The following is a 12,219-nucleotide window of genomic DNA, read 5'->3' on the forward strand; positions in this document are numbered from 1 at the left end:
GGCGGGCCGCCCGCCTTGCGGTGACGGGGTTTGGGGCGCTTGCCGTTGCGCGTCGGCGCCGGCGTGCGCCGACCTCCGCGCAGCGGCCGGTGGCCGGTGGCCGGTACCGCACGGATATTGCGCTGCCGCATCGCGTCGCGTGCCGTCGGGCTCGCATGCTTCGCCCGCCGTTCCGGCGGCCGCGCCCGGATCGATGCGTGTCCGACGCCGCGCGCTCATCGATCGCGACGATCCGTCCGTTCAGGGCCGAGTCGCGTCGGCCCCACGCATCAACGATGCGTTCAGCAGCGCCTGCGTATAGGGATCGGCCGGCCGCGTCAGGATGTCGAGCGCATCGCCGGCTTCGACGATGCGACCCGATTTCATGACGATGATCCGATGCGCCATCGCGCGCATGACCGCGAGATCGTGCGTGATGAACAGGTAACTGAGCGTGTATTTCTGCTGGAGCGTGGTCAACAGCGCGAGCACCTGCTGCTGAATCGACACGTCGAGCGCACTCGTCGGTTCGTCGAGCACGATGAATTCGGGTTGGACCGCGAGCGCGCGGGCGATCGCGATCCGTTGACGTTGGCCGCCCGAAAACTCGTGCGGATAGCGCGGCATCGATTCGGCGGGCAAGCCGACCTCGTCGAGCAGCGCCGCGATTCGCTGACGGCGCTGCGCGGACGTCATGCCGGGCTGGTGGACGACGAGGCCCTCGCCGACGATTTGCTCGATCGTCATGCGCGGCGACAACGAGCCGAACGGATCCTGGAACACGACCTGCATCTTCGAATACAGCGCCTTGCGCGCGCTTGCCGAACGCGGTCCGTCCATCGGCTGGCCGTCGATGTGGACGGTGCCCGCGGCCGCGCGCTGTAGACCGAGCACGACCGACGCGAGCGTCGATTTGCCCGAGCCCGACTCGCCGACGACGCCGAGCGTTTCCCCGCGCCGCAACGTGAAGCTCACGCCGTGCACGGCACGGAACCGATCGCGACGGAACAGCGAACGCAGCCCCTTGGCCGGGACGCGGTAGTCGACCGAGAGCGTATCGATCTCGACGATGCGGGGCGCATGCGGATCGACGGGCACGACGCGCCGCTTCGGCGCGCTGTCGAGCAGGCGCTGCGTGTACGGGTGCCGGGGTGCGCCGAACAGCGCCTCGGTCGTGTTCGTTTCGACGAGCACGCCCTGTTCCATGACGGCGACGCGCTGAGCGAACCGGCGCACGAGATTCAAATCGTGCGTGATCAGCAATACCGCCATGCCATGGTCGTGTGCCTCCTGCTCCTGAATGCCGATGAGCAGATCGACGATCTGCTGACGCACGGTGACGTCGAGCGCGGTCGTCGGCTCGTCGGCGAGCAGCAGCCGGGGCCGACACGCGAGCGCCATCGCGATCATCGCGCGCTGACGTTGTCCGCCCGAAAGCTGATGCGGAAAACTGTCGATGCGTCGTTCGGGGGCGTCGATGCCCGTGCGCCTCAACAACTCGATGCCCCGCGCGCGCGCGGCATTCGGCCGCAGACCCTCGTGCAGCAGCAGGCTTTCGCCAATCTGCGCCCCGATCGTGTAGAGCGGATTGAGCGCGGTCATGGGCTCCTGGAACACCATCGACACATGCTTGCCGCGCAGCCCTCGCATCGCGTGTTCGCTTTTGTCGAGCAGGTTCTCGCCGTCGAGACGGATCGCGCCGCTCAGCGTCGCGCCCTGCGCGAGCCGCAGGATCGACAGCGCCGTCACGCTCTTGCCCGAGCCCGATTCGCCGACGAGCGCGACACGCTCGCCGCGCGCGATCGAGAGACTCAGATCGCGTACCGCGACCGTCTCGCCGAAACGCGCCGAGAAGCCGTCGATTTCAAGCAGCGGGCGCGCGGCCGCGCCATGCGCGTGCGCGGTGCTCGTGTGATGCGTGGCGAGCGCAGGCGGGATCGTCTTCATCGACTTACGCGGCCTCCGTTTGCGAGCCGTGCGTACGCATATCGAGCGCGTTGCGCAGCGCGTCGCCCATGAACGTCAGCAGCAGCATCGTGACGACGAGAATCGAAAACGCGGAGACCGAGATCCACCATGCATCGAGGTTGTTCTTTCCTTCCTGCAGCAGTTCGCCGAGACTCGGCGTCGGGGGCGGCACGCCGAGGCCGAGAAAGTCGAGACTCGTCAGCGACAGAATCGACGCGCTCATCCGAAACGGCAGCAGCGTGATGACGGGCGTGAGGCTGTTGGGCAGGATGTGACGCCAGATGATCTGCGCGTTCGACAGCCCCATCGTGCGTGCGGCCTTGACGTAGTCGAGCGCGCGATTGCGCAGGAACTCGGCGCGCACATAGTCCGACACGACGAGCCAGCCGAACATCGACAGCAGGATGAACAGCAGCACGAGCGACGGCTCGAAGATCGACGCGAAGATGATCAGCAAATAGAGATCGGGCATCGAACTCCAGATCTCGATGAGCCGTTGGCCGATCAGATCGGTGCGGCCGCCGTAAAACCCCTGCACGGCGCCGATCAGCGTGCCCGCGACGACGCCGACCGCGGTCAGCGCGAGCGCCATGAGCATCGAGAGCCGGAAACCGTAGAGCACGCGCGCGAGCACGTCGCGGCCGAACTGGTCCGTGCCGAGCCAGTTCTGCGCGCTCGGCGCGGCCGGACACGGTTTGGCCGCGAAGTAATCGACGGTGTCGTACCGGTAGGGGTTCGGCGCATAGATCGCGAAATTGCGGCCCGACTGGAGCCGCTTGCGGATGTACGGATCGAGATAGTTCGTCATCGCGGGGAAGTCGCCGCCGAACGTGAGTTCCGAGTAATTGCGAACGATCGGAAAGTAGTAATGGCCGTCGTAGCGCACGACGAGCGGGCGATCGTTCGCGAGCACCTCCGCGAACAGGCTCACGACGCACATCGCGACGAAGATCACGAGACTCCAGTAGCCGAGACGCTGCCGCTTGAAACGCAGCCAGATCCGCCGCCCGGGCGAGACCGGGACGGCGGCCGCACCGGCGGCCGGATCAGCGGTCCAGGCTGTGGAATTGGATGCGGGGGTCGACGAGGACATAGCAGACGTCTGCAATGAGCTTGGTCACGAGACCAATGAGGGTGAACAGATAGAGCGAGCCGAGCACGACCGGATAGTCGCGGCGAATCACCGCGTCGTACGAGAGCAGGCCCATGCCGTCGAGCGAGAACAGTGTCTCGATCAGCAGGCTGCCGTTGAGGAAGGCGCCGACGAAGGCGGCCGGCAGGCCCGTGAGCAGCGGGATCATCGCGTTGCGGAACACATGCCGCCAGAGCACGCGCCGTTCGGGGGCGCCCTTGGCTCGCGCGGTCAGCACGTACTGACGGCCGATCTCGTCGAGGAACGTGTTCTTCGTGAGGATCGACACGATCGCGAAGTTGCCGACGACCGACGCGGTCACCGGCAGCACGATATGCCACAGATAGTCGAGGACCTTGCCGGCCAGCGAGAGGTCGGCGAAATTGTCCGACGTCAGGCCCCGCATCGGAAACACCTGCCAGAACGTGCCGCCGCCGAACAGCATGAGCAGCAGCACGCCGAGCACGAAGCCCGGAATCGCATACCCGACGAGCACGACCACGCTCGTGAACGTATCGAAGCGCGACCCCGCGCGGACCGCCTTCGCGATGCCGAGCGGGATCGCGACCGCATAGGTCAGCACGAGCGTCCAGAGCCCGAGCGTCAGCGACACCGGCAGCTTCGACACGATCACCGACCAGACGCTCGCATGCTGGTAGTACGAGTCGCCGAGCCGGAACGTCGCGTAGTCTTCGAGCATGAGGACGTAACGCGTGAGCGGCGGCTTGTCGAAGCCGAACTGCTTCTTGATGTCCTCGACCTGTTGCGGATCGAGCCCCTGGCTCGCGTGATACCCGACTCCGCCGCCGCTGCCGCCTTCGCCGCCGCGCGACTGTCCGTGCCGGAGCTGCGTCATCATCTGCTCGACGGGACCGCCGGGCACGAATTGCGTGACGACGAACGTCAGCGTCACGACCCCGATCAGCGTCGGGATCATCAGGAGCAGGCGCCTCAAGATATACGCAAACATGGGGGTTCCTAGTCGGGCTTCCGATACCAATAGCCGATGATCCAGTCTTCGTACTGATAGGTCAGCGGGGTCGTGCGCGGAAAGCCCATCGTGTTCTTGTACGCGATCCGCGAGTTCGGCAGGTAGTACTCGGGCACGAGCAGATAGCTGTCGATCAGCACGCGGTCGAGCGCGCGTGTCGCGGTCGTCAGGTCGTCGACGGTATTCGCGGACAGCACGTCGTTGACGAGTGCGTCGACGGCTTTCGACTTGAGGCCCGCATAGTTTTCCGAACCGATCTGGTCGGCCGACGCGCTCGTGAAGCGATGGGTCAGCTCGACGCCCGGAATCATCGTGATCGGATAGATGAACGTCGTCATGTCGAACTCGAAGTGGTCGAGCCGCTTCTGGAAGAGCGCGCTGTCGACCTCGCGCATCGAGGCCTGGATGCCGAGCGTCTGCAGGTTCCGGATGTACGGCATGATCACGCGATCCATGCCGGGCTCGTCGTCGAGGATCTCGATCGTCATCGGCGTGCCCTTCGCGTCGCGCAGCGCGCCGTCGCGATAGGTCCAGCCCGCTTGCGCGAGCAGATCGCGCGCCTTGCGCAGATTCTCGCGCAGCGAATTCGGCGGGGTCGTCGTCGGCTGCGTGAGCACGGGGCCGAACACCTCGGGCGGCACGCTGTCGCGCAACGGTTCGAGCAGCGCGCGCTCGCGCGGGCTCGGCGTGCCGAGCGCCTGGAACGGCCCGTCCTGGAAGTAGCTCTGGATGCGCCGGTACTGGCCGTAGAACATCATGCGGTTCATCCACTCGTAGTCGAACGCGTAGACGAGCGCCTTGCGCACACGGATGTCCTCGAACATCGGCCGGCGCATGTTGTAGACCATGCCCTGCATCTGCGCGCTGTGATTCGAGAAGCTGCCCTGCGTCAGCAGGCCGTTGCGAAAATTCTTGCCGACGTATTTGCGCGCCCATTGCGTCGAGCTGTATTCGACGCGCACGTCGGTGTCGCCCGCCTTGAACGACTCGAGCATCGTGTACTGATCGAGATAGAGCTTGAACGTGATGCGCGCGTAGTTGAACGCGCCCTTGCGCGTCGGCAGGTCGGCGGCCCAATAGTCCGGGTTGCGGCGATAGGTGATCGTATGGTCGTTCTTGCGCGACTCGATGAGGTAGGCGCCGCTCGAAATCGGCGGTTCGGTCGCGAGCGCATCGAAGGCGAGATGCGATCCGTCGGGGCGTTGCCCCCACTTGCGCGAGAACACGGGCAGGTCGCCCGCGATCAGCGGCGCATCGCGCTCGGGACGCTTGAATTCGAAGCGCACGGTCGACGCATCGACGACGACCGCGCGCGCGATGACCGAGAACTGCGCGTTGACGAGCGGCGAGGCGGCCTTGCTGCTCAGCGTGTCGAACGAGTACCGCACGTCGGCGGCCGTGATCGGGTCGCCGTTGTTGAAGCGCGCCTTCGGATTGATATGGAACGTCGCCGATGCGCCGTCGGCCGCGACCTCGACGTCATCGGCGATCAACGCGTATTCGGACGCCTGCTCGTCCCAGCTGCGGACCATCAGCGTATCGAACATGAGGTTCGCGATATCGGGGGCCGGCGCGCCGCGCACGAGAAACGGATTCAGCGAATCGTAGCTCTGGTTCTGATCGTAGTTCGCGAAGGCGAGCGCGCCGTTGCGCGGCGCATCGGGGTCGGCATAGTCGAAATGCGTGAAGCCGGCCGAGTACTTCGGTTCGCCGTACTGGGCGAGCGCCGTTTTCGCGCACGCGGGCAGGGCGACGAGGCCCGCGCACGCGGCGACGATCAGGCCGGCCGCGAACGCGGCGATCGGCCGCGCGCGAGGTCGGTGACGACGGGCAGGCGCATGAATCGGGTGATGCGACACGGCCTGCTTCATCGGCGCGCCGCGAGAATGACGTACGCGACGACGCCCGCGACGAGCCCCCAGAACGCGGAGCCGATCGAGAGCAGCGTGAGGCCCGAGGCGGTCACCATGAACGTGATCAGGGCCGGCTCGCGCTGGCGCGCGTCGGCCATCGCGTTGGCGAGTCCGTTCATGATCGATCCGAACAGCGCGAGCGCGGCGATCGAGATCACGAGCGTCTTCGGGAACGCGGCGAACAAGGCGGCGATCGTCGCGCCGAGCGTGCCCGCGAGCAAATAGAACACGCCGCTCCAGACGGCCGCCGTATAGCGGCGGCGCGGGTCCGGATGCGCGTCGGGACCGGTGCAGATCGCGGCCGTGATCGCCGCGAGGTTCACGCCGTGCGAGCCGAACGGCGCGAACACGAGCGAGGCGATGCCCGTCCAGGTGATGAGCGGCGACGACGGGGTCTGATACCCGTCGGCGCGCAGCACGGCGAGACCGGGCACGTTCTGCGACGCCATCGCGACGATAAACAGCGGAATGCCGATGCTGATCGTGGCCGAAAGCGAGAACGCCGGCATCGTGAAGACCGGCCGCGCGAACGCGACGCGAAAATGACTGAAGTCGAGCAAGCCGAGCGCGGCGGCCGCCGCGATGCCCACGAGCAAGGTCGTGACGATCGCGTAGCGCGCCGCGAACCGCTTGACGACGAGATACGTGACGAACATCGCGAGCACGAGCGCGGTGTCATGTTCGGCCGCGCCGAACAGCGCGATGCCGATGCGGAACAGGATGCCCGCGAGCAGCGCGGCCGCGAGCGAGGCGGGCAGCCGCTTCATGATCGTGTCGAACACGCCGGTCACGCCGACGAGCACGAGCAGCACGGCGCATACGATGAACGCGCCGATCGCATCGGCATACGGGACGTTGCCGAGGCTCGTGATCAGCAGCGCCGCGCCCGGCGTCGACCACGCGACGACGATCGGCGCGCGAAAACGCAACGACAGCGCGATCGTCGTCAGCGCCATCGCGATCGAGAGGGCCCAGATCCACGACGAAATCTGCGCATCGCTCAGATGCGCGTTGCGGCCCGCCTGAAACATCAGGGCCAGCGAGCTCGTGTAGCCGGTCATCATCGCGACGAAGCCCGCGACGATCGCCGACAGCGAGCTGTCGCGCAGCGGGCGCAAAGGGAGCGGCGCGCCGCCGGGCGGCGCGACAGGGGGGACGGCGTTCATGTGTGCAGGTGCGGTGTCAGGGTTCGAGGCCGATCCGGGTCATTGACTGAGCATGCGCATCGCGGCTTCGAGGCCGTTGAGCGTCAATGGAAACATCCGGTTCGACATGAGCTGGCGAATCAGCGATACCGATTGCCGGTATTCCCACAGGCGTTCGGGTTCGGGATTGAGCCAGACGAAGTGCGGAAACCGCTCGGTGAAGCGCGCGAGCCACGTCGCGCCGGCTTCGGGGTTGTTGTATTCGACGGAGCCGCCGGGCTGGAGGATTTCGTACGGTCCCATTGTCGCGTCGCCGACGAAGATGAGCTTGTATTCGGACGGATACTTGTGCAGCACCTCCCAGGTCGGGAAGCGTTCGGCATGGCGGCGGCGGTTCTGCTTCCAGAGAAAGTCGTAGACGCAGTTGTGGAAATAGAAGAACTCGAGATGCTTGAACTCGGTTTTGGCCGCCGAGAACAGCTCTTCGGTGCGCTTGATGTGGTCGTCCATCGAGCCGCCGACGTCGAGCAGCATGAGCACTTTGACGGTGTTGTGGCGCTCGGGGACCATGCGCAGATCGAGCCAGCCCGCGTTCGCGGCCGTACTTCGGATCGTGCCGTCGAGGTCGAGTTCCTCGGCCGCGCCTTCGCGCGCGAAGCGCCGCAAACGCCGCAGCGCGACCTTGATATTGCGCGTGCCGAGTTCGATGTCGTCGTCGTAGTCCTTGTACGCGCGTGCGTTCCAGACCTTGACCGCGGTCCGGTTGCCGCCCGCGTCGCCGCCGATCCGGATGCCTTCGGGGTTGTAGCCGCCATGGCCGAACGGCGAGGTGCCGCCCGTGCCGATCCACTTGTTGCCGCCTTCGTGACGCTCCTTTTGTTCGTCGAGCAGCGTCTTGAGCCGGTCGAGCAGCGCGTCGAGGCCGCCCATCGCTTCGATCTGGGCCTTTTCCTCGGGTGACAGCTCGCGTTCGAGACGCTTCTTGAGCCAGTCGAGCGGGATCTGCGACGCGTCGAGGCCGGCGTCGAGCACCGACGTCGCGCCATGGAAATACGCGCCGAAGGCCTGGTCGAACTTGTCGTAGTGCTTCTCGTCCTTGATCAGCGTGAGCCGGGCGAGGTAATAGAATTCGTCGATCGACGGTGCGATGACCTCGCGTTCGAGCGCGCCGACGAGCGTCAGGTATTCCTTGACGCTGACGGGCAGCTTCGCTTGACGCAGGGAAAAGAAAAAGTCGATGAGCATCGCATGTCTCCTCGCGCCCCGTCGCGTGGGGCGCTCGCCTAACGCGAGCGCGGCGCGGCGAAGCGGCTCGGCGGGGTCCGCGCGCGCGACGCCTCGTTGCGCGGCACGGCGTCGGGTTGCGCAGCCGCTACCGGTTGCTCCTGTTCATGAAAACGAGCCGCTCGAACAGGTGCATGTCCTGCTCGTTCTTGAGCAGCGCGCCCGCGAGCGGCGGCATGATCTGCTTCTGGTCCTGGCTGTGCAAGGCTTCGGGCGGGATGTCCTCGGCCAGCAGCAATTTGAGCCAGTCGAGCAGTTCGGACGTCGAGGGCTTCTTCTTGAGGCCCGGCACGTTGCGCAATTCGAAGAAATTCGTCAACGCCGCGCTGACGAGCGCCTTGCGGATGCCCGGATAGTGCACGTCGACGATCTGCTGCATCGTCGCCGCGTCGGGAAACTTGATGTAGTGGAAGAAGCAGCGGCGCAGAAACGCGTCGGGGAGCTCCTTTTCGTTGTTCGACGTGATGATCACGAGCGGACGGTGGCGCGCCCGCACGAGTTCGTGCGTCTCGTAGACGTAGAACTCCATGCGGTCGAGTTCGCGCAGCAGATCGTTCGGGAACTCGATATCGGCCTTGTCGATCTCGTCGATGAGCAGCACGCTTTGCTGCTCCGCCTCGAAGGCCTGCCAGAGCACGCCCTTGACGATGTAATTGCGGATGTCGCGCACGCGCTCGTCGCCGAGCTGCGAGTCGCGCAGCCGCGAGACCGCGTCATATTCGTAGAGACCCTGCTGGGCTTTGGTCGTCGACTTGATATGCCATTGCAGCAGCGGCATGCCGAGCGCCGCGGCGACTTCCTCGGCGAGCATGGTTTTGCCGGTGCCGGGCTCGCCCTTGATCAGTAGGGGCCGTTCGAGCGTGACGGCCGCGTTGACGGCGAGCCTCAGGTCGTCGGTCGCGACGTATTGGGAGGAACCTTCAAAGCGCATGACGGAGGGCCGGTTGGACGTCGAAGGGCCCAGTATAGGTCAGAAGGCGGGGGGCGCCGGCATGCTGCAAGGCCGTTGGGCCGCAGTCTGTGGACGACCCGGCGGCGCGCACGCTACAATGCACCGGTTTTTTGGCCTGCGTGCCGATAAATTCGAATAGTCACGGCCGCCGGTCGTCGCTCCGGTGCCCCGTTGCGGGCGCCCCGACTCCGGGTCCCCCGAACGCTCAGGTTGATAAAGCTATGAAAAGACAAGTGACGATTGCCGTGCTGGCTGCTCTTGCGGCCGCTTCGACCGGCGCGTCCGCCGATGTCGTCGGCAACGCGAAGGCCGGGCAGGGCAAGGTGGCGGCCTGTATCGGCTGTCATGGCATTCCGGACTACCGGACGGCCTACCCGGAGGTCTATCGCGTGCCGAAGCTCGGCGGCCAGAATGCCCGCTACATCGAATCGGCGTTGCACGAATACCAAAAGGGCGACCGCAAGTATCAGACGATGCATGCGAACGCGGTCTCGCTGTCCGATCAGGACATCGCCGACATCGCCGCGTACTATGCCGCGCAAACGCCGGCAACGCCGAATAATCCCTACAAGTGACCGGCCGGGCACGTTTCGTCCGAGACGGACAGGAGCACGCATGAATCAGCGTATCAGCAAGATCGCGGCGACGGCCGCGTTCATTCTGGCCGGCGTCAGCGCAGGGGCGCACGCGGCCGACATCGACAACGGCAAGAACCTCGTCACGACGCACAATTGTTCGGCGTGCCACGGCGCGACGCTGAACAACCCGGTCTCGCCCGAGTATCCGAAGCTCGCGGGCCAGTTCAACGACTACATTTTCTTCGCGCTGCGTTCGTATCAGGTCGGCGGCGGCAACCCGCTGTTCGGCCGCAACAACGCGATCATGGCGGCCCAGGTCCAGGGTCTGTCCGAAAGCGATTTGCGCGATATCGCCGCGTATATCCAGTCGCTGCCCGGCGATCTGGTTCAGAAGAAGTAACGATTGCGATGACGGGGCCGTCCGCGGCCCCGTATGCGATCCGTCATCCCGATGCGGGGCTCGTTGCCTCGCATGTCTTGCCTTCCCCCTTCCGTTTTTCCTCTGCCAGCGGCGCCGAACGCGTTGACTGTTCGAACGCGCTGACGGAACGCGCTTACGGTTCGCGCTTACTGTTGCGTGCCGCGGCGCCGGATCCGTTCGAGATAGGCCTCGTGGTCGGGCGGCGTGCCCGAGCGCTGCGCTTCCCAGAGCGTTTCGCCCAGACATTCCATGATCGCGTGCTGGGCGTCATGCGATGAACCGAGCTTCGCGGCGAGCCGGTCGTGCGCGGCGCGGATGCCGGGCGGCTGGTCGATCGACAATTGCTCGCTGATCGCGAGGTGCATCGACAGGTGCAGGAACGGATTCGTCTGGCCGCCCTCGGGCGTGTAGTCCTTGACGGTCGATTCGGAGGCCGAGAGCACGTCGTGATACTCGGGATGCGCGGCGACCCAGTCCGCGGCCATCGTTTCGAGCGGCGTGAGGATCTGGCCGGTTTGCTGCTTGCGCCAGGCTTCGGTGAAGAACTGGCGGACTTCGTCGCGGGTCGGGTTGAACATCATGATCTGTGTTGCGGGGGAGAAGGCCGTTCGATGCGGCCGGTCGGGAGTCGCATTTTACGCCTGCGCGCGCGATCGCGACGGCCAGGGGGCGCCGGGCGCACCGCGCTCACGGACGCGGCTGCTTCGCTTTTTGCTTGAACTCGCAAACCGGCTCGATCGCGCACTGCGTGCATAACGGTGCGCGCGCCTTGCACACATAGCGCCCGTGCAGGATCAGCCAGTGATGCGCATGGAGCCGGAACTCGGGCGGCGTGACCTTTTCGAGCGCGGTTTCGACGGCGCGCACGTCCTTGCCCGGTGCGAGGCCCGTACGGTTCGCGACGCGGAAGATATGCGTGTCGACGGCGATCGTCGGTTCGCCGAACGCGATATTGAGCACGACATTGGCCGTCTTGCGCCCGACCCCGGGCAGCGATTCGAGCGCTTCGCGATCCTGCGGCACCTCGCCGCCGAATCGATCGAGCAACAGCCGGCACGTCGCGATGACGTTCTTGGCCTTGGTCCGGTAGAGCCCGATCGTGCGGATGTATTCGCTCAGGCGCGCCTCGCCGAGCGCGAACAGCGCCTCGGGCGTGTTCGCGACCGGATAGAGCTTGCGCGTCGCCTTGTTGACCGAGACGTCGGTCGCCTGGGCCGACAGCATGACCGCGATCAGCAGCTCGAACGGCGTCGTGTAGTCGAGCTCGCTTTTCGGTTCGGGATCGAGACGCTGGAGCGTTTCGAAGATCGCACGGCGTTTGGTCGCGTTCATGAGGTCGTGTCGAGAGGAGTCGGCCGCGCGCGTCGAGCGCGGCCATGACGGGTCAATCTTGATCGGAATCGATGCCCAGACGTTTGCGTCGCGCGTCGGCCTCGTCGATCTGCGCCTGGACGCTCGCGCTGACGTGCTCCGTGTTCTTGGGGCCGAGGCCGTGCGCGGCGAGATCGGCCTTCTTCTGCCGCGCGCGTTCGAGCGCCGCGGCGATGATCGCGCGCTTGCGGTCTTCGGGCGAGGGTGCGCCGGGCGCTCCCGCGGCGGGCGCTCCCGCACCCGTGTCGGATGCGGCCGCGGCTGCCGCACTGGATTCGATTCCGGATGTCGCGTCCGAGCGAGCGGAGGTCGGGTTCGAGTCGAAACCGGGCGCTAATCCCGTGGCTGGGCTCAGGCCCTGCGATGCAGGTGAGGCGAGCGCCGGGCCGGCAGCCGAAGCGGACGCGTCGTCCGTGCCGCTGCCCGCGGACGGCGCGCGGTGGGCCGCGGCCGCGGCCTGTCGCGCGGCGACGCGGCGCTCGGCG

General features: G+C 66.1%; 11 protein-coding genes and 1 pseudogene. 2 read left to right on the top strand and 10 right to left on the bottom strand.

The window, feature by feature from the left end:
- Positions 1-240: 240 nt before the first annotated feature.
- The 7 genes from D7S86_RS05380 to D7S86_RS05410 form a co-directional block, all read right to left on the bottom strand.
- Entirely contained in the window at positions 241-1,926 is a 1,686-nt protein-coding gene (locus D7S86_RS05380) for an ABC transporter ATP-binding protein (RefSeq protein WP_121084081.1), read from the bottom strand.
- A gap of 4 nt (positions 1,927-1,930) precedes the next feature.
- Positions 1,931-3,040 carry an ABC transporter permease gene (locus D7S86_RS05385; protein ID WP_121084083.1) on the bottom strand — a complete coding sequence of 370 codons (1,110 nt, stop codon included), beginning with the start codon at positions 3,038-3,040 and terminating at the stop codon, positions 1,931-1,933.
- Positions 2,994-4,049: a microcin C ABC transporter permease YejB gene (locus tag D7S86_RS05390; protein WP_121084085.1), complete on the bottom strand. Its 1,056-nt coding sequence runs from the start codon at positions 4,047-4,049 to the stop codon at positions 2,994-2,996. The genes D7S86_RS05385 and D7S86_RS05390 overlap by 47 nt, the downstream gene beginning before the upstream one ends.
- 8 nt (positions 4,050-4,057) lie before the next feature.
- A complete protein-coding gene (locus D7S86_RS05395; RefSeq protein WP_121084087.1) occupies positions 4,058-5,941 on the bottom strand; it encodes an extracellular solute-binding protein in 1,884 nt (627 codons plus the stop codon).
- The gene (locus tag D7S86_RS05400; protein WP_121084089.1) at positions 5,938-7,149 is read right to left on the bottom strand and encodes a benzoate/H(+) symporter BenE family transporter; all 1,212 of its coding nucleotides are present in this window, start codon (positions 7,147-7,149) and stop codon (positions 5,938-5,940) included. The genes D7S86_RS05395 and D7S86_RS05400 overlap by 4 nt, the downstream gene beginning before the upstream one ends.
- 39 nt (positions 7,150-7,188) lie before the next feature.
- Positions 7,189-8,373: a vWA domain-containing protein gene (locus D7S86_RS05405; protein WP_121084091.1), complete on the bottom strand. Its 1,185-nt coding sequence runs from the start codon at positions 8,371-8,373 to the stop codon at positions 7,189-7,191.
- A 127-nt stretch (positions 8,374-8,500) separates the two neighbouring features.
- A complete protein-coding gene (locus D7S86_RS05410) occupies positions 8,501-9,343 on the bottom strand; it encodes an AAA family ATPase (protein ID WP_121084093.1) in 843 nt (280 codons plus the stop codon).
- A gap of 242 nt (positions 9,344-9,585) precedes the next feature.
- Here D7S86_RS05410 and D7S86_RS05415 point away from each other — a divergent pair, with 242 nt between their 5' ends.
- Positions 9,586-9,939 carry a c-type cytochrome gene (locus D7S86_RS05415; protein WP_121084095.1) on the top strand — a complete coding sequence of 118 codons (354 nt, stop codon included), beginning with the start codon at positions 9,586-9,588 and terminating at the stop codon, positions 9,937-9,939.
- A gap of 40 nt (positions 9,940-9,979) precedes the next feature.
- Positions 9,980-10,342 (top strand): c-type cytochrome, encoded by a 363-nt coding sequence (locus D7S86_RS05420; protein WP_121084097.1) that lies wholly within the window; start codon positions 9,980-9,982, stop codon positions 10,340-10,342.
- 167 nt (positions 10,343-10,509) lie between these two features.
- On the opposite strand, the gene D7S86_RS05425 is transcribed toward D7S86_RS05420, so the two are convergent.
- The 3 genes and pseudogenes from D7S86_RS05425 to D7S86_RS30095 form a co-directional block, all read right to left on the bottom strand.
- On the bottom strand, positions 10,510-10,941 hold the full coding sequence (locus D7S86_RS05425; RefSeq protein WP_121084373.1) for a DUF1841 family protein: 432 nt from the start codon (positions 10,939-10,941) through the stop codon (positions 10,510-10,512).
- Positions 10,942-11,050: 109 nt separating this feature from the next.
- Positions 11,051-11,695, bottom strand: coding sequence for an endonuclease III (gene nth / locus D7S86_RS05430; RefSeq protein WP_121084099.1), 645 nt, complete (start codon positions 11,693-11,695; stop codon positions 11,051-11,053).
- A 52-nt stretch (positions 11,696-11,747) separates the two neighbouring features.
- Positions 11,748-12,219: pseudogene (locus D7S86_RS30095) on the bottom strand (hypothetical protein); the annotation flags it as partial.

Origin of the sequence: Pararobbsia silviterrae, assembly GCF_003628125.1 — a bacterium.
GTDB classification, from domain to species: domain Bacteria; phylum Pseudomonadota; class Gammaproteobacteria; order Burkholderiales; family Burkholderiaceae; genus Pararobbsia; species Pararobbsia silviterrae.